This window comes from Nonomuraea sp. NPDC050310, from assembly GCF_040655795.1.
Lineage (GTDB): Bacteria > Actinomycetota > Actinomycetes > Streptosporangiales > Streptosporangiaceae > Nonomuraea.
This window is the reverse complement of the sequence record NZ_JBFAKP010000010.1, coordinates 68,267-84,758: the sequence shown is the minus strand read 5'-3', so window position 1 is coordinate 84,758 and position 16,492 is coordinate 68,267. Positions and strand designations below refer to the sequence as shown.

Annotated in this window: 19 protein-coding genes; 6 read left to right on the top strand and 13 right to left on the bottom strand. The window is 72.4% G+C overall.

What is annotated here, in order from left to right; translation table 11 throughout:
* Positions 1-7 precede the first annotated feature (7 nt).
* From AB0I67_RS23515 to AB0I67_RS23505, 3 genes are all read left to right on the top strand, one after another.
* Entirely contained in the window at positions 8-718 is a 711-nt protein-coding gene (locus tag AB0I67_RS23515) for a class I SAM-dependent methyltransferase (RefSeq protein WP_357927252.1), read from the top strand.
* Between the two features lie 92 nt (positions 719-810).
* A complete protein-coding gene (locus tag AB0I67_RS23510; RefSeq protein ID WP_357927250.1) occupies positions 811-1,380 on the top strand; it encodes an RNA polymerase sigma factor in 570 nt (189 codons plus the stop codon).
* On the top strand, positions 1,373-2,482 hold the full coding sequence (locus AB0I67_RS23505; RefSeq protein ID WP_357927249.1) for a hypothetical protein: 1,110 nt from the start codon (positions 1,373-1,375) through the stop codon (positions 2,480-2,482). Before AB0I67_RS23510 ends, AB0I67_RS23505 begins: the two co-directional genes overlap by 8 nt.
* A gap of 56 nt (positions 2,483-2,538) precedes the next feature.
* Here AB0I67_RS23505 and rocD read toward each other — a convergent pair whose 3' ends face one another.
* The 7 genes from rocD to AB0I67_RS23470 all read right to left on the bottom strand — a co-directional run bounded on the left by rocD (position 2,539) and on the right by AB0I67_RS23470 (position 9,196).
* Positions 2,539-3,753 carry an ornithine--oxo-acid transaminase gene (gene rocD / locus AB0I67_RS23500; protein ID WP_357927247.1) on the bottom strand — a complete coding sequence of 405 codons (1,215 nt, stop codon included), beginning with the start codon at positions 3,751-3,753 and terminating at the stop codon, positions 2,539-2,541.
* Entirely contained in the window at positions 3,750-4,541 is a 792-nt protein-coding gene (gene ddaH, locus AB0I67_RS23495) for a dimethylargininase (RefSeq protein ID WP_357927245.1), read from the bottom strand. Before ddaH ends, rocD begins: the two co-directional genes overlap by 4 nt.
* A 107-nt stretch (positions 4,542-4,648) precedes the next feature.
* On the bottom strand, positions 4,649-5,134 hold the full coding sequence (locus AB0I67_RS23490; RefSeq protein WP_357927243.1) for an Lrp/AsnC family transcriptional regulator: 486 nt from the start codon (positions 5,132-5,134) through the stop codon (positions 4,649-4,651).
* A 27-nt stretch (positions 5,135-5,161) separates the two neighbouring features.
* A complete protein-coding gene (locus tag AB0I67_RS23485) occupies positions 5,162-6,097 on the bottom strand; it encodes a 2-oxoglutarate and iron-dependent oxygenase domain-containing protein (protein WP_357927241.1) in 936 nt (311 codons plus the stop codon).
* Between the two features lie 29 nt (positions 6,098-6,126).
* Entirely contained in the window at positions 6,127-6,960 is an 834-nt protein-coding gene (locus AB0I67_RS23480) for a PHP domain-containing protein (protein WP_357927239.1), read from the bottom strand.
* Positions 6,961-6,965: 5 nt separating this feature from the next.
* Entirely contained in the window at positions 6,966-7,685 is a 720-nt protein-coding gene (locus AB0I67_RS23475) for a DUF5941 domain-containing protein (RefSeq protein ID WP_357927236.1), read from the bottom strand.
* On the bottom strand, positions 7,682-9,196 hold the full coding sequence (locus AB0I67_RS23470) for a CDP-alcohol phosphatidyltransferase family protein (protein WP_357927232.1): 1,515 nt from the start codon (positions 9,194-9,196) through the stop codon (positions 7,682-7,684). The genes AB0I67_RS23475 and AB0I67_RS23470 overlap by 4 nt, the downstream gene beginning before the upstream one ends.
* A gap of 114 nt (positions 9,197-9,310) precedes the next feature.
* Between AB0I67_RS23470 and recO the strand changes: the two genes are divergently transcribed.
* Genes recO through AB0I67_RS23455 form a run of 3 tightly spaced genes read left to right on the top strand, consistent with a single transcriptional unit; the run spans position 9,311 to position 11,771 of the window.
* Positions 9,311-10,048, top strand: coding sequence for a DNA repair protein RecO (gene recO / locus AB0I67_RS23465; protein WP_357927228.1), 738 nt, complete (start codon positions 9,311-9,313; stop codon positions 10,046-10,048).
* The gene (locus AB0I67_RS23460; RefSeq protein ID WP_357927225.1) at positions 10,045-10,827 is read left to right on the top strand and encodes an isoprenyl transferase; all 783 of its coding nucleotides are present in this window, start codon (positions 10,045-10,047) and stop codon (positions 10,825-10,827) included. Before recO ends, AB0I67_RS23460 begins: the two co-directional genes overlap by 4 nt.
* A complete protein-coding gene (locus tag AB0I67_RS23455) occupies positions 10,824-11,771 on the top strand; it encodes a S41 family peptidase (RefSeq protein WP_357927222.1) in 948 nt (315 codons plus the stop codon). The genes AB0I67_RS23460 and AB0I67_RS23455 overlap by 4 nt, the downstream gene beginning before the upstream one ends.
* A gap of 9 nt (positions 11,772-11,780) precedes the next feature.
* Here AB0I67_RS23455 and AB0I67_RS23450 read toward each other — a convergent pair whose 3' ends face one another.
* The 6 genes from AB0I67_RS23450 to AB0I67_RS23425 form a co-directional block, all read right to left on the bottom strand.
* Positions 11,781-12,722, bottom strand: coding sequence for a hypothetical protein (locus AB0I67_RS23450; protein ID WP_357927219.1), 942 nt, complete (start codon positions 12,720-12,722; stop codon positions 11,781-11,783).
* 34 nt (positions 12,723-12,756) lie between these two features.
* A complete protein-coding gene (locus AB0I67_RS23445) occupies positions 12,757-13,305 on the bottom strand; it encodes a CGNR zinc finger domain-containing protein (protein WP_357927216.1) in 549 nt (182 codons plus the stop codon).
* Positions 13,306-13,441: 136 nt separating this feature from the next.
* On the bottom strand, positions 13,442-13,828 hold the full coding sequence (locus AB0I67_RS23440) for a transcriptional repressor (protein WP_357927214.1): 387 nt from the start codon (positions 13,826-13,828) through the stop codon (positions 13,442-13,444).
* Positions 13,825-14,649 (bottom strand): metal ABC transporter permease, encoded by an 825-nt coding sequence (locus AB0I67_RS23435; RefSeq protein ID WP_357927212.1) that lies wholly within the window; start codon positions 14,647-14,649, stop codon positions 13,825-13,827. The genes AB0I67_RS23440 and AB0I67_RS23435 overlap by 4 nt, the downstream gene beginning before the upstream one ends.
* Before the next feature lie 40 nt (positions 14,650-14,689).
* Positions 14,690-15,475 (bottom strand): metal ABC transporter ATP-binding protein, encoded by a 786-nt coding sequence (locus tag AB0I67_RS23430; protein ID WP_357927209.1) that lies wholly within the window; start codon positions 15,473-15,475, stop codon positions 14,690-14,692.
* Positions 15,466-16,440, bottom strand: coding sequence for a metal ABC transporter substrate-binding protein (locus tag AB0I67_RS23425; protein ID WP_357927207.1), 975 nt, complete (start codon positions 16,438-16,440; stop codon positions 15,466-15,468). Before AB0I67_RS23425 ends, AB0I67_RS23430 begins: the two co-directional genes overlap by 10 nt.
* Between the last annotated feature and the right edge of the window lie 52 nt (positions 16,441-16,492).

The following is a 16,492-nucleotide window of genomic DNA, read 5'->3' as shown; positions in this document are numbered from 1 at the left end:
TAGCGGGATGGACGAGCACTTCTCCAGGGCCGTGCCCTTCTACGACCTCTGGCACGACGACGGCCACCTGCCCGCCGTCCGCGAGCACCTGCCCGGCCTGCTGTCCGGAGTACGGCGGAGCGTCCTGGAGATCGGCGCGGGCACCGGACGGGTCACCGAGATCATCGCCACGGCCACCCCGGCGGAGATCTTCGCCGTCGAGCCCGCCCTCGCCATGCGCGGCGTGCTGCTGTCCCGGCTCACCGACCGGCCCGAGCTGCTCGACCGGGTCACCGTCCTGCCCTGCGGCGGCCTGGACGTCGAGCTCGACGAGCCGGTGGAGGCGGTCGTGCTGATCGCCGTGCTGGCCGCCTTCTCGCCGCAGGAGCGCGAGCGGCTCTGGCCCGTGCTCGCCCGCCAGCTCGAACCCGGCGGCCTGCTCGTGCTCAACCACCGCGAGCGCCCGCTGCCCGAATCCGGCGAGGAGGAGCTCCTGGCCGGCTACCGCGTCGGCCGGCACGTCTACGAGATCCGCTCCCGCGTCCTGGCGGCCGAGCCCGGCCGGGTCACCTCGCGCTTCCGCTACCTGATCCGCCAGCGCGGCGTGGTCATCGACGAGACGGTCGTGGTCAGCGACGCCTACCGGCCCACGCGCGCCGACCTCGAGGCCGAGCTCGCCCGGGCCGGCTTCGTGCCCGCCCCCGCCCCCGAACCGCTCCTCGCCTGGACCCTCGGCTGACCGGCCGCGAAACGGCGGGAAAACAGGCGGAACCAGGGCTCAGTCTGCGGCCAAGTACGGGAAGACAGCAGTGATTCCCGGGAGGACCTTCCTTGACCGCTGACGCCGAGCTGATCGGGCGGTCGCTGACCGAACCGGAGGCCTTCGCGCGGCTCTTCGACCGGCACGCCGACGAGCTGTTCCGCTACGCCGCCCGGCGGCTCGGCGGCGAGCTCGCCGAGGACGTGGTCGGCGAGGTCTTCCTGACCGCCTTCCGCCGCCGCGCCGACTACGACCGCGCCCGCGAGGACGCCCGGCCCTGGCTGTACGGCATCGCCACCCGGGTCATCGCCCAGCACCGCCGCGCCGAACGCCGGCGCACCCGCGCGCTGGCTCGCCTCGCGGCCGACCGGCCGGGCGGCTCCGAGGCCGCCTTCGACGAGCGCAGCGCCGAACGGGTCAGCGCCCAGCAGCTCCAGCCCCGGCTGGCCCGGGCCCTCACCCGGCTCAACGCCGCCGAGCGCGACCTGCTGCTCCTGCTGGCGTGGGCCGACCTGTCCTACGAGGACGCGGCCCTGGCCCTCGCCGTGCCGGTCGGGACGGTCCGCTCGCGGCTGCACCGGTTACGGGCCAAGGTACGCCGGGACCTGGGTCCCTTCGTGGAGGAGCGGCACAGTGGATGACGAGGTCAGGATCTTCGCCGAACACCGCCCGGAGGCCCCGCCGTACCCGGAGAGGGCCAGACAGGCGCTGCGCGCCCGGTTGCTCGGCCAGCCGGCCGGCCGGCCCCGCCGTTCCCGCGCCTGGGGCGTCGCCGGACCGCTGGCGGCGGTGTTCGCCCTCACCGGGGTGCTGGTGGGCGGGGTGGCGATCGTCGCGTCCGGCGGTCCGGGTGACACCCAGTGGGCCACCACGAGCGACCTGCCGGAGCTCGATCCCCGGCCGGGCCAGCTCATCGTCACCGAGACGCTCCGCCAGGCGCTCGACTCCGCCACCTCCGCGCGGACGTGGTCGAGCTGGTACGAGCGTTCCTGGCAACCGGTGGAGCCGGCCGGGGCGGGCTTGGTCGAGACCGGCCGGCGCGGCAGGCCGGTACAACCGATGCGGCGACCGGCGGACTTCCAGGTAGCGCCCTGCGCGAAGCTGCCGGAGCAGGCGCGCTCCGACTACGCCCTGTTGCGGACGCTGCCCACCGAGCCGGCCGCCATGCGGGCCTACCTCGTCGAGCGCCTGGGCGGGGACACCAGCCCGGTGGGCAGGGGGGAGATCGAGCGCCTGCTCCAGGAGCTCTACGCGCCCCTTCCCCAGCGCAGGGCCGTCTTCGAGGCGCTCAAGGGCTGGCCCGGCTATCGGGTGATCGAAGGGACCCGGGACGCGCTCGGCCGGGCCGGGACCGCCCTGGGCTTCGAGCACGAAGGGGAGCTGCGAGAGTTGATCTTCGACCCGCAGAGCTACCTGCTGCTGGGCGCCCGCCGCACCCTCACCGTCGCCGATGGGACGCTGCCGGTGGGGACCGTCAAGTACCTGTCGGCACGGGTGCGGCACGAGCTGGTTCCGGCACCGGAGGGGCTCGGTGGCGGCGGCTGCCTCGTCGCGCCGAAGCCGGCCCCCGGCTCCTGGGACGCCGCCTGGTACACCCCGCGCCCGTACACGGACACGCTCTCGTCGACGGTGCCGCCCCTGCCCTCGACCCTGCCTCCGCCCAGTTCCGAGCCGGCGATCGTCTCGCCCACTCCCGGCCCGGGTGTGCCCACCTTCTCGCCCTCGCCGACGCCCTCCGGCTGACACGCGTACGGCCCGCACCCGGAGGACCGGATGCGGGCCGTACTGGAAAACAGGGGTCAGGCCTGGGTGAAGGAGGCGATGGCCTCGGCGAGCCGGTCGACGGCCCAGAGGAGGTCCTCCTCCGAGATGACGATCGGCGGGGCCAGGCGGATGGTGGAGCCGTGCGTGTCCTTGGCGAGCACGCCACGCGCCAGCAGCGCCTCGGAGACCTGGCGGCCGGTGGCGAGCGAGGGGTCGATGTCCACGCCCGCCCACAGGCCGCGCCCGCGGATGGTGATGACGCCCTTGCCGACCAGCTCGCCGAGCCGGGCGTGCAGGATCTCGCCGAGGCGGGTGGCGCGCTCCTGGAACTCGCCGGTGTTGAGGATCTCGATGACCGCGTTGCCGACCGCGCAGGCCAGCGGGTTGCCGCCGAAGGTGGAGCCGTGCTGGCCCGGCTTGATGACGCCGAGCACGTCGCTGTTGGCGGCGATGGCCGAGACCGGGACGACGCCGCCGCCGAGGGCCTTGCCCAGGACGTAGATGTCCGGGACGACGCCCTCGTGGTCGCAGGCGAAGGTCTTGCCGGTCCGGCCGAGGCCCGACTGGATCTCGTCGGCGATCATCAGCACGTTGTTCTCGGAGCAGATCTCGCGCACCTGGGTGAGGTAGCCGTCCGGCGGCACCAGCACGCCGGCCTCGCCCTGGATCGGCTCGACCAGGACCGCGACGGTGTTCTCGTCGATCGCCTCGCGGATCGCCTCGGCGGAGCCGTACTTCACGATCGTGAAGCCGGGGGTGTACGGGCCGAAGTTGTCGCGCGCGTCCGGGTCGGTGGAGAAGCTGACGATCGTGGTGGTGCGGCCGTGGAAGTTGTCCTCCATCACGATGATGTTGGCCTGCTCCGGCGCGACGCCCTTGACCTCGTAGCCCCACTTGCGGGCGACCTTGATCGCCGTCTCGACGGCCTCGGCGCCGGTGTTCATCGGCAGGATCATGTCCTTGCCGGTGAGGTCGCCGAGCCCGGCCGCGAACCGCGCGAACTGGTCGTGGTAGAACGCGCGGCTGGTCAGCGTGAGGTTGCGGAGCTGCTCCTGGGCGGCCTCGATGATCTTCTCGTTGCCGTGACCGAAGTTGAGGCTGGAGTACCCGGACAGGAAGTCCAGGTAGCGCTTGCCCTCGACGTCGGTGACCCACGCACCGTGCGCCTCGTGGATGACGATCGGCAGCGGGTGGTAGTTGTGCGCGCTCCGGCGCTCGCTGATCTCGATCAGGTCGGTGGTGGTGCTCATCGAATCTCCAGGGTGCAGCACTTCGGTCCGCCGCCCGCCTTGCGAAGCTCGGACAGGTCGACGGTGACGATTTCGTAGCCACGGCGCTTCAGCTCGAGCTGAAGGTCGTGCGCTTCGGTATTGATCACGACGGTGGAGCCGTCGCTGACCGCGTTGAGTCCGAGGACCTCCGCGTCGGCCGCGGTGGCGATCACCGCGTCGGGGAACATCCGGCGCAGCACTTCACGGCTCCCTTCACTGAACGCTCCGGGGTAGTACGCGATATTCCGCCCGTCGAGCGGGAACAACGCGGTGTCCAGGTGGTAGAAGCGCGGGTCGACGAGCTGGAGCGTGACCACTGGGACGCCGAGGAACTCCTGGGCCTCCAGGTGCGCCGACCGGTCGGTCCGGAAGCCGGTCCCGGCCAGGATGACGTCGTCGAGTGTGAGGAAATCCCCTTCGCCCTCGTTGGTGAACTCCGCCTCCTTGGCCTGCTCGAAGCCCTGCTCCACGAACCACTTCAGGTAGGCGGGGCCCTCGGCGGCGCGCTCGGGGAAGGCGAAGCGCGCGCCGTACACGCGGCCGCCCACGACGAGCGCGCCGTTGGCGGCGAAGACCATGTCCGGCAGCCCGTCGATCGGGTCGATCAGGCTCACCTTGTGCCCGAGGCCCTCGTAGGCCGCCTTCAGCGACTCCCACTGCCCGATCGCCACCTCGCGGTCGGCGCCCTCGGAGGGGTCCATCCAGGGGTTGATGGCGTACTCGACCGCGAAGAACTCCGGGCGGCACATCAGGTAGTGCTTGGGCATGGCTGGGCTCCATCACTCGTTCAGGGGGAACGGAGACAGCCTAGGAATGCATGTTTATGCAGGCCAAGCACCCTGCATTGCGTGTTGCCGCAGGTCTGTTGCGCGTCTCAGCCGCCGACCGGGGATCCGTTGCGTGCCTCCGGTACGGCGGTGCCCGGCGGGGTGTCGACGAGCCGCGAGAGCACGATCGAGGACTTGGTCCGCACCACGAACGGCTCGGCCGCGATGCGCTCGATCACCCGCTCCACGTGCCGCACGTCGGTCGCCCGGATGTGCAGCAACGCGTCGGCCTCGCCGGTGATCGTGGCCGCCGAGACCACCTCGGGATAGCGCGTCACCGCGAGCGCGATGTCGGACGGCTTGGTCTTGCCCGCGCAGAACAGCTCGACGTAGGCCTCGGTGGTCCAGCCGAGCGCCTGGGGCGCGACGCGGGCGCTGAACCCGGTGATCGCGCCCAGTTCGCGCAGCCGGTCGACGCGCCGCTTCACCGCCGACGCGGAAAGGCCGACATGAAGGCCTATTTCGGCATAAGTCGCCCGAGCGTCTTCCACGAGCGCGCCGATGATGTCACGGTCAAGCCGGTCCAGTTCCACGAAAGTCCTGTATACCGCCTCTTCGCGCTATCCGAGCACGTCGGCGCGGAGCTGGGGGAAGACCTTCGCCACCTTGCCCAGCAGGTACTCGCCGTAGGTGCCGGTGAAGGCGCGCAGGTCCTGCCCGTCCCAGCGGGCCCGGCCGCCCGGCGTGTACGGCAGCGGCGGCACCTCGCGGTCCCAGCCGGGGTCGAAGAAGAACGGGAAGCTCAGCCGCTCGTTGCCGGTCAGGTTCCGCACCCGGTGCGGCGTCGAGCGGTACAGCCCGCCGGTGAGCTTGTCGAGCATGTCGCCGAGGTTGCAGACGAAGGTGCCCTCGATCGGCGGCGCGTCGATCCAGCCGTCGCGGGTGTGCACCTGGAGGCCCGCGTTGCCGTCCTGGAGCAGCAGCGTCAGCAGGCCGTAGTCGGTGTGCTCGCCCACGCCCCAGCCGTCGGCGTCCGGCTCGCTGGGCGGGTAGTGGAAGATGCGGAACAGCACCGTCGGGTCGGCGGTGTAGGTGTCACGGAAGTAGCCGCCGTCCAGGCCCAGGCTCTCGGCGACGGCGTGCATCACCCGGTGGCCGGTGGCGGTCATGACGTCGAGGTACTCCAGCACCGCCTCGCGCAGCTCGGGCACCTGCTCGGGGAAGAGGTTGGGGCCGTGCAGCGGCACCGGTCCCGGCGGCTCCTCGCGGCCGAAGTAGAGCCCCTCCTTCAGGTCCGGCACGCCCGAGGTCAGCTCGCCGCCGACCGGGAAGAAGCCGCGCCAGGCCCGGCCGCCGCGCTCCATGGAGATCTCGTTCTTGACCGCCTCGGGCAGCTCGAAGAAGGCCCGCGCGGCCCGGTCGAGGCGCCGGGTCAGCTCCGCGGGCACGTCGTGGCCGGCCAGGTAGAAGAAGCCGTGCTCGCGGCAGGCCCGGCCGATCTCCTCGGCGACGGTGGGGGAGTCCTGGCCGAGGTCGATCACCGGTAGCGCGGTCATACCCGGCATTATCGGCTCCCGGCGCCGGGTCAGGCGAGCCAGAAGTCCCAGGCGTGCGCGCCCGGCCGGAAACCGGCGGACTCGGCCATGGCCGCCGCCACCCCGAAGCCGTGCGCCAGCCGCTCCGGCTCGTGCGCGTCGCTGGCGAAGGTCACCGCGCGCCCGCCCTCCTCGCGCCACCAGCGCAGCACCCCGGGGCCGAGCGGCACCCGCGTGTTGACCTCCAGGGCCTTGCCCGCCCGGGCCAGCGCGCGCAGCACCTCGCGGAACTCCTCCTCGAACGCCGCCGCCGCGAACGCCTGTCCGGGCCAGCTCCGCGCCGGGTAGTCGAGGTGGGCGAGCACCTCGAAGTCGTCGAAACCCTCGATCAGCCGCAGCGTCTCGGCGAGGTAGTCGCGCACCACGGCCGAGGCGGGGCGCTCGCCGTACAGAGCGGAGACCTCGGTGAACCCGCCGCCGACGGGCAGGGAGTGCACGGAGGCCAGCACCCGCTCGAAGCGCCCGGAACGCAGCAGCCGCGAGCTGCGCCCGGCGTGGTGGTGCGGCTCGCTCAGCTCCACCCCCGACAGGATGGTCAGCCGGGGGAACCGCTCCCGGCAGCGGGCCAGGCAGGCCCGGTAGCCGTCGAGATCGAGCTCGGGCGGGGTGAGCACGCCCTCGCGCACCAGCGGCAGCCAGGCGTCCGGCAGCCGCTCGCCGGGGCCGAGCACCCAGGGCGTGAAGTCGGCGTGCTCGGTGAACGCGAGAGCGGGCAGTCCGAGCCGGACCGCCCGCTCGCAGGTGGCTTCCATCGAGCCGGCCAGCGCGTCCCAGGACCACTGGCTGTGCACGTGGCTGTCAGCGGGCAGTCCCGGGTACGGCATGCGGATCAGCCCTTGTCGGCCTCGCCGGTGGCGGCCTCCTGGGCGTCCTCGGGGGAGGCCTCGAGATCCTGCTCGGCGTCGGCGCCCGCCTGGGCGGAGGCCTTGTCGAGCCGGACCCAGGAGGTGACGCTCTCCACCGAGAAGAGCACCAGCAGGTAGGCGGTCAGCACCGCCAGGACCCAGGTGAGCTGCCCGGTCGCCGCGCCGATGCCGATGATCAGCAGGCGCAGCTCCCAGCCGAGCCCGGCCTGGAACACCCAGGCGGGCGGCCAGATGCTCTGCCGCGTCCGGTAGACGGTGTCGTAGGTGTGGTAGCCCACGACGTACAGCAGCACGAACAGCAGCCACTTGGGCGCGTCGGCGGCCAGGCCGACCAGCACGATGACCAGGAACTCCAGCCCTCGCACCAGCGGCGGGGTGAGCCAGTCGAAGCGGCCCAGGTGGTTGTGCGCGGCGGTGGGCAGCACCAGCACGAGCATGACCAGCGCCGGCACCAGCAGCCAGAAGCCGGAGGTGAGCAGCCCCGCGGCGGCCAGCGCGACGACCGCCACGACGGCGACCAGGAGCGTGGGCACCGGGGGCAGGGAGAAGCCGAGGCGGGGCGCCACGGCGTGGACGAGGGGACCGTCGTCGCGGTAGGCGTGCAGGCGGGCGGTCTGGATCCGGCGGCGCTCCTCGTCGGGGTCGGGGGCGCCGGTGGACAGGGCCTGCGGCTGAGTGATCATGATGCGAGCGACCTCAGGAGACGACCGGAGAGGGAGTAGCAGGCGGCGACGGTGCCCCAGATCAGCAACGTGAGGAAGGTGATCCGGGCGTCGAAGAGGGCGGCGGTGATCGCGATGGCCGCGAACCGCTCGCCGATCGGGAAGACCAGCATCTTGCGCGTCCAGTGCACGGCGCGGTTGCGCCCCGCCTTGGTCCACATCTTGAGCAGGCCGCGGATGCCGCCGCTGCGCTCGACCCGGCGCTCCTCGAGCTGCTTGCGGAGCTGGCGGTCGTCGGGGGCGGTCAGCTCCAGGGTGGGCAACTGCCGGGGCGGCTTGCGCCGGCTGGCCGCGCCGTAGGAGAAGTCGAGCAGGTGGCGCACCGACTGCAGGCCGATCGCGGCCATGGCCAGCACCCAGATCTCGTCGCCGTGCCCGATGGCGACGTAGCCGATCGCCAGGCCGGCGAAGACCACGTACTCCTTGAACCGGTCGAAGGTCGCGTCCAGCCACGCGCCGAGCACGCCGAACTTGCGGGCGTAGCGGGCGACCTGGCCGTCGACGCAGTCGAAGACGAAGGCGAAGTAGATCAGGACGCCGCCGGCGACCATGCCGAGCCGCTGGCCGGTGGCGAAGCAGGCGGCGGCGGCCACGCCGAGCGCGATGGAGATGAGGGTGACCTGGTTGGGCGTCAGCCCGCGCCGGGCCGCCCAGCGGGCGATGAAGCGCGAGTAGGTGCTGACGAAGTAGGTGGTGAAGAAGCCGTCGGCGCCCTTGACCGCGTTGTCGAGCCGGGCGCGGTCCTCGTCCATGCCGGCGATCTCGGCGCCGGCCTCGTTGGCCTCCGGCTGGGTGGTGACCCGGCGGAAGAACAGGTCGCGGCGGCCGCGGATGCCGAGCGAGACGCCCTTGCGCACCAGGCCGAAGGCGACGAGCTGGACCAGGTCGTCCTCCGGCCCGAACAGGTGGGCCAGCTCGGCCAGCTCGCGGCAGGTCTCGGCCAGCAGCGGGAGGTGCTGCGCCTTGAGGTGGAGCGGTCCGAGCAGCACCGTGTTGGGACGGGTCACCGCGTGGTGGGCGGTGCCGACCGAGACGATTCGCGACTTGCCGGCGCGGGCGCGGACCATGAGGCCCTCCAGCGAGCGGCTTCCGATCTCGGGCTCGGACTCGTCGACAGGGATAACCTCTTCGGGCTCCTCGCCGTTGCTCTCCGGTCGGGGCTCCTTGGCGACGAGGGCCAGCGCGCCGCGCTTGGCCTTGGTGATCTGGTAGATCAGCTCGTCGTGCACGACGGAGTTGTCCGGCAGGATCAGCAGGCTGTCGCCCGTGGCGGCGTCCGCGGCGTCGGCGAGGGCGCGCAACATCGTCGCGACATCGGCATGGGCCACGGTGGCGAGCTGCGGATCCAGGGAGAGGAGCTGGCTGCGCAGGCGGTCGCCGACGGTGGGGCTGCCGGGCAGCGCGGCCAGGCGCAGGCCGGTCGGAGCGGTGTCGTGGCCGGGCGAGGAGCCCAGCAACACAACCTTGGTCATATCTCCCTCTCGACGGGGGGTGGTGGAGGACGGGCAGACGTCAAAGTCTAGTGAGCCTTGAGTAAAGCCCGTGCAGCCGAGGTTTGGGGCCGGAGGATTGCATAGACTCCCCAGGTGAGTCTGTATCGTGACGAAGGCGTTGTGCTTCGCACCACCAAACTCGGCGAAGCCGATCGCATCATCACAATCCTCACCAAACGCACCGGCAAGATCCGGGGCGTGGCGAAGGGCGTGCGGCGCACGACCTCGCGCTTCGGCGCGCGCCTGGAGCCCTTCACCCACGTCGACCTGCAGCTGCACACCGGCCGCACGCTCGACGTCATCACCCAGGCCGAGACCCTGCGCCCCTACGGCGAGGCGCTGGCCCACGACTACCCGCGCTACACCGCCGGCCACGCGATGCTGGAGACCGCCGACCGGCTCACCATCGGCGAGAAGGAGCCGGCGCTCAAGCAGTTCCTGCTTCTCGTCGGCGGGCTGCGCACCCTCGCCGACGGCAGTCACGAGCCGCGTCTGGTGCTCGACGCCTTCTTCCTGCGCTCCCTGGCCATCGCCGGCTACGCGCCCGCACTCGTCCAGTGCGCCCGCTGCCAGGCGCCCGGCGTGCGCGCCTTCGCCATCGTCGCCGGCGGCGCGGTGTGCGGGCAGTGCCGGCCGGCCGGCGCCGCCGTACCGGCGGGGGAGACGCTGCTGCTGATGTCGGCGCTGCTGAAGGGCGACTGGCCCGCCGCCGACGCCTCCGACAAGCGCCATCGCAGCGAGTGCAGCGGCCTGGTCGCCGCGTACCTGCAATGGCACCTCGAACACGGCATACGCTCTCTCCGACACGTAGAAAGGGAGCCCATCGCGTGAACGTGCGTCCCCCGTCCCCCCACCCCTCCGGCGCGACCCCGCCGCCCATCCCGCGCGACCTGGTGCCGCGGCACGTGGCGATCGTCATGGACGGCAACGGCCGCTGGGCCAAGCAACGCGGGCTGCCGCGCACCGAGGGGCACAAGGCGGGCGAGGCGTCGCTCTTCGACGTCATCGAAGGAGCCCTGGAGCTCGGCATCCCGTACCTCAGCGCCTACGCCTTCTCCACGGAGAACTGGAAGCGCTCGCCCGACGAGGTCCGCTTCCTGATGGGCTTCAACCGCGACGTCATCCGCCGCCGCCGCGACGAGCTCCACGCCATGGGCGTGCGGGTGCGCTGGGCGGGCAAGCCGGGCCGGCTGTGGAAGAGCGTCATCTCCGAGCTGGAGAGCGCGCAGGAGATGACCGCGCGCAACCGCAAGCTGACCCTGCAGTTCTGCGTCAACTACGGCGGCCGGGCCGAGATCGTCGACGCCGCGGTCAAGCTCGCGCACGACATCGCCGCCGGCCGGGTCAAGCCCGGCAAGGTGGACGAGAAGCTCTTCGCCCGCTACCTCGACGAGCCCGACATCCCGGAAGTGGACCTGTTCGTCCGCAGTTCCGGCGAGCAGCGCTTCTCCAACTTCCTGCTGTGGCAGTCCGCCTATGCGGAAATGGTGTTTCTCAACCGCCTGTGGCCTGATTTCGACCGGCGTGACCTCTGGGAGGCTTGCGAGACATTCGCCAAGCGCGACCGCCGGTACGGCGGAGCCGTCCCCAACGAGGTGGTACCACGATGACGAGCCGCGACGAGCAGATCGACCTGCTGTGCGCCCAGGTGGAGCAGTACTACGTCTTCCCCGACGTGGCCAGGGAGATCACCGCGGTGCTGCGCGGCCGGGCCGCCGAGGGCCGCTACCGCGATCTCGCGGGTGACGAGGAGTTCGCCGCCGCGGTCACCGAGGACCTGCAGAAGGTCAACGGCGACAAGCACCTGCGGCTGCTGCACAGCGTCGAGGAGGTCCCCGAGCACGACGCCTTCGACCTCGTCTCCTACCGCCGCCAGGCCGAGCTGACCTCCTACGGCTTCGCCCGGGTGGAGCGGCTGGCGGGCAACGTCGGCGTGCTGGAGCTGACCAGCTTCTACGCCGCCGAGCTGGCGGGGGAGCGGGCCGCCGCGGCGATGACGCTGCTCGGCACCACCGACGCGCTCATCGTCGACCTGCGGCGCAACGGCGGCGGCTCGCCCGACCTGGTCGCGCTGCTGTGCAGCTACCTGTTCGACGAGCCCACCCACCTCAACTCGCTCTACTGGCGCGACCGCGACGTCACCGAGCAGTTCTGGACCCTGCCGTACGTGCCGGGCGGCCGGTACGGCCAGGCCAAGCCGGTCTACGTGCTGACCAGCGCCACCACCTTCTCCGGCGCCGAGGAGTTCAGCTACAACCTGCAGTCCAGGGGCCGGGCGACGATCATCGGGGAGACCACCCGCGGCGGCGCCCACCCCGGCACCCGCTACCGCATCGCCGCGCACCTGCGCTCGGCGGTGCCCAGCGGCCGGGCGATCAACCCGGTCACCGGCACCAACTGGGAGGGCACCGGCGTGCTGCCCGACGTGCCGCTGCCGGCGGAGCAGGCCTTCGACCACGCCTACCGGCTGGCCTTGGAGCACGTCCTGTCGCTGGGCGAGGCCGACGGCCGCCGCACCGTGGCCGAGGAGGCCCGCACGGCGCTCAACGGGTGACCAGCGGCCTCAGCCGGTGATCAGCGCCTCCCGGCGCGCGCTCAGGTCGCGGTGGTTGGCGGCCAGCTCCGCGCGCCGGGCGGCGGCGGCGTCCATGGTCGCCCGCACCCACTGCTCCATGGCCGTCACCGCGTCGCGCGTCGCCATGATCCGGTGGTGCTTGAGCGCGTCGGTGACGATGTTGTCGAAGAAGGTGTCGGCGAACCACCGCGTGTCCACCTCGGCCAGTCTCGGCTGTACGGCGAGGCCCACGTCGGCCAGCTCGCGGGCCAGGACGTCGAGCTTGCGCTGCGCCTGCCAGGCCAGCCGGTCGGCCTCCTGGAGCCGCCGGCGCTCGTGCGCGTCGGCCATGTAGCCGCCGCCCATCACGTCCCACGTCGAGGCCCGCTGCGCCGCGCCCAGCCGCTCCAGCACCTGGCCGAGCGCGTCGAGCGCCTCGCCGCCGGACATCCGCACGTGATCGTGCTCGGAGATCGCCGCGTCCACGTCGGTGAGGTGGCGGGCCAGCTCGACCAGCTCGGTCGCGCGCGGGTCGGCGCGCTCCAGCAGTTCCCGTTCCATCGCCGCCAGCAGGCGCGGGTACTCCTCGACCGCCTGGGCCAGCTCCGCCAGCTCCCGCTCGTGGGCCGCGAGGTCGGCCTGGAGCTGCTCGACGCGGGCGCGGTTGCCGGCCACCCGCTGGCGCACCGCCTCGGCCTCGGCCCGTTCACGGGCCAGCCGCTCCTCCCGGGAGCCGGTGAGGCCGGCGACGAAGCCGAAGAAGCCGCCCTCCAGCCGGGTCACGTCGCGCTCCTCGTCCTCGAGCTGCCCGACCAGCGTGGCGAGGGCCTGCCGTACCTCGGCGAGCTGGGCGCGGGCGCCGTCCCTCAGTCCCTGCAGGTGCCGGGCCCGGCGGACGAGCTCGCCGGTGCCGCGCAGCCGGGCGTCGAGCTCCTCGAAGGTCATCTCCATGCGAGTGGGACGAACCGGGGCGGAATATCGTTCCTCAGGCGCGCCGGCGGGCCCGGTAGGCCGCCACGTGCATCCGGTTCCCGCAGGTACGGCTGTCGCAGTAGACCCGCGAGCGGTTGCGCGACTCGTCCACGAAGACCCGGTCGCAGTCGGGCGCCGCGCAGGTGCGCAGCCGCTCCCACTCGCCCTCGACCAGCAGGTGCGCCAGCGCCACGCCGCAGTCGGCGGCCACGTGCTCGGCCAGCGTGGCGTCGGGGGCGAAGTAGTGCACGTGCAGCGGGTGCCCGTCGTGCTCGGTCAGCCGCGGGGTGATGCGGGTCTTGGACAGCATGCCGTTGAGCAGCCGCACGGCGGCCGCCTGGTCGGGCGCGGTGAAGACGGCGTGGAACGCCTCGCGCAGCCGCCGGAGCTCCTCCAGGTCGGCGCCGGTCAGCTCGGCCACCCCGCTCACCTGCCGGGAGTCGACGAAGGCCCGCAGCTCGTCGAGGCTGCCCAGCCCCTCCGCGTCACCCGTGGCGGGGGAGGTGTTGATCAGCTCGACGACGGTGGCGAGCGAATACACCATGTCATGGCCAAACGGCATATTGACTCCTGACTGCACCCGGTCTTGACGTGAAGACTATCTCGCCATCCGGACGCCCAGAGCCCCTCGCTGGGTGCACATCGCCGTAGCGCCCCGCCCGGCCCGCCCTCAGCCGGGCCGCTGCGCGAGGCGGCGCTCAGCCGGCCTTGGCCGTGGCGCAGTCGGCGCAGGTGCCGAAGACCTCGACGGTGTGCGTGACCTCGGAGAAGCCGTGCTCGGCCCCGACCGCCTCGGCCCAGCGCTCGACCGCGGGCCCGGCCACCTCGACGGTCCGGCCGCAGCGGCGGCAGACCAGGTGGTGGTGGTGCGCGTCGGTCGCGCAGGCGCGGTAGACCGACTCGCCGTCGTCGGTGCGCAGCACGTCGATCAGGCCGCCGTCGGCCAGCGCCTGCAGCGCCCGGTAGACGGTGGTCAGGCCGATCTTGGCGCCGTCCGACCGCAGTTGCGCGTAGACGTCCTGCGCGCTGCGGAAGCCGTCGCTCCGGCGAAGTGTGTCGTGAACGGCGTCGCGCCGACTGGTCATGAGGCCCTCCTCCGGCGTACGAATCTACCGACTCCCAGCGCGAGCACGAAGCCCGCCAGGGCCAGCAGGACGATGGCCGCGCCCGGCGGCACCTTCGGGGAGAGCGTAGAGCTCAGCAGGCCGCCCACGGCCGCGATCACGCCGAAGAGCATCGCGAGTCCCATCGTGGCACGGAAGCCGTTGGTGAACTGCTGGCTGGTCGCCACCGGGATCACCATCAGCGCGCTGACCAGCAGCAGGCCGACCACGCGCATGGCGATGACCACGGTCAGCGCGGCGGTGATCGCGATGATCATGGACAGCAGCCGCACCGGCAGCCCGCTGGCCTTGGCCACCTCCTCGTCCTGGCAGAGCACGAACAGCTCCCGGCCGAAGACCGCCACCACGCCGATCACCGCGACGGCCAGCCCGGCGATGACCCACAGGTCCTCGGCGGCGACGGTGGCGATGGAGCCGAACAGGTAGGAGTTGAGCTTGGCGTTGCTGCCGCCGGGCGCGATCGCCATGAGCAGCACGCCGCCGGCGATGCCGCCGTAGAACAGCAGGGCCAGGGCCACGTCGCCGGTGGTGCGGCCACGGGCGCGCACCAGCTCGATGGCGACCGCGCCGGCGACCGAGACGATGATCGCGGTCAGCACGGGCGCGGTGCCGGTCAGGAAGCCGAGCGCCACGCCGGTCAGCGCCACGTGGCCGATGCCGTCGCCGAGCAGGGCCAGGCGGCGCTGGACGATGAAGGTGCCCACCGCCGGGGCGCACAGGCCCACCAGCAGCGCGGCGATCAGCGCCTGCTGGAAGAAGGGGAGCTGGAGCAGCTCGATCACGGGTTCACCACCAGGGCGCGGGGCTGGACGGAGGTCGGGTTCACGGCTTGACCTGCCAGCTCTCCAGCGGGCCCGACTCCTCGGGGCGGCCGGAGTGCGGGTGGAGGTGCTCGTGGCCGGGCCGGGCGCAGTCGCCCTCCGGCGCGGGCGGTCGGCCGTCGTGCGCGATCACGCCGTCGCGCACCACGACGCCCCGGGTGATCAGCGGCTCCAGCGGGCCGAGCTCGTGCGCGACGAGCACGATGGTCTTGCCGCCCTCTACCAGGGCGGCCAGCGTGTCGGCCAGCAGGCGCTGGCTCTCCGCGTCGACGCCGGCCGTCGGCTCGTCCATCACGTAGGTGTCGGGGTCGCCGGCCAGCGCGCGGGCGATGAGCACCCGCTGCTGCTGGCCGCCGGACAACTCCTGGGCGCGGTCGCCGGCGCGGTCGCTCAGGCCCACCGCCTCCAGGGCGCGCTCGACCGCGGCCCGGTCGGCGGCGTCGGTGAAGCGGAAGCGGCGCTGGCGGGCGATGCGCCCGGAGGCGACCACCTCCCGCACGGTCGCGGGCACGCCGCCGCCCACCTGCAGCCGCTGGGGCACGTAGCCGACGCGCTGCCAGTCGCGGAAGCGCGCGGGCGGCGTGCCGTACAGCAGCGTGCTGCCGCCGGACAGCGGCATGAGGCCGAGCAGCGCCCGGACCAGGGTGGACTTGCCGGAGCCGTTGGCGCCGAGGACGGCCACCACCTCGCCCGGGCAGACGGTCAGGTCGACGCCGCGAAGCACGGGCCGGCGGTCAAGTGTCACCTGGCCGCCGGTCATCGCGAAGACTGGCTGGTTCAAGAGCATCCCAGAGCGGTGCGCAGGGTCTGGAGGTTGGTGCGCATGGCCGACAGGTAATCACCGCCGGACGGCTGGCTCTCCAGGGGGTCGAGCACCGCGGTCTTGGCCCCCACCTCGCCGGCGAGGACCTCGGCGACCTTCGGGCTGACGAGGGCCTCGGTGAAAATGGTAGTCACCTTCTCCTGCTTGGCGAGCTTCGCCACCTCTGCGATGCGCGTGGGAGAGGGCTCGCTCTCCGGGTCGAGCACGATGCCGACCTGCTTGAGGTGGTAGCGGTCGGCCAGGTAGCCGAAGGCCTCGTGGCTGGTGACCAGCGTCTTGGAGGAGCAGGTGGCCAGGCCCTTGGCCAGCTCGCCGTCGAGGGCGGTGAGCTCGCCCGCGGTGGTGGCGGCCCGCTGCCGGTAGCCCTCGGCGTGCGCGGGATCGGCCTTGGCCAGGCGCTCGCCGAGCGCGGTGGCGACGGTGGCCAGGCGGCTGGGGTCGAGCCACAGGTGCGGGTCGTAGGAGACCTCGTGGTCGTGGCCGGGCTCCTCGGAGTGCTCGCCGGCGTGCTCCTCGGCGTGCTCTCCCGCGTGCTCTTCGGTGTGCTCCTGGGCGGCCAGCGTCTTGACGGCGGTCGCGGCGTCGAAGCTGCGGTCGGCGGCGTGCTGCTCGACGGCCTCGTCCACGGCGGGCTGCACGCCCTTGATGTAGACCGACAGCGACGCGCCGCCGAGCTGGGCGACCTGCTGCGGGGAGAGCTCGAGGTCGTGCGGCTCCACGCCGGGGGCGGTCAGGCCGGTGACCCGGATGTCAGTGCCGCCGACCCGCTCGGTCACCCACTGCAGGGGATAGAAGGCGGCGACCACTTCCTGCGTGCCGTCCTGGCCCTTGCTCGTCTGGGCGTTGCCCGCGCCGCAGGCGGCCGCGGCGAGCAGGGCCGTTCCCGCGAGCAAAGCGGAGGCACGTGAACGGATTTTTCCTGACATCATGCCGACCAGTATGCGGCAAAATGAAAACGGTTGTCAAAATCGGTGCAGACGC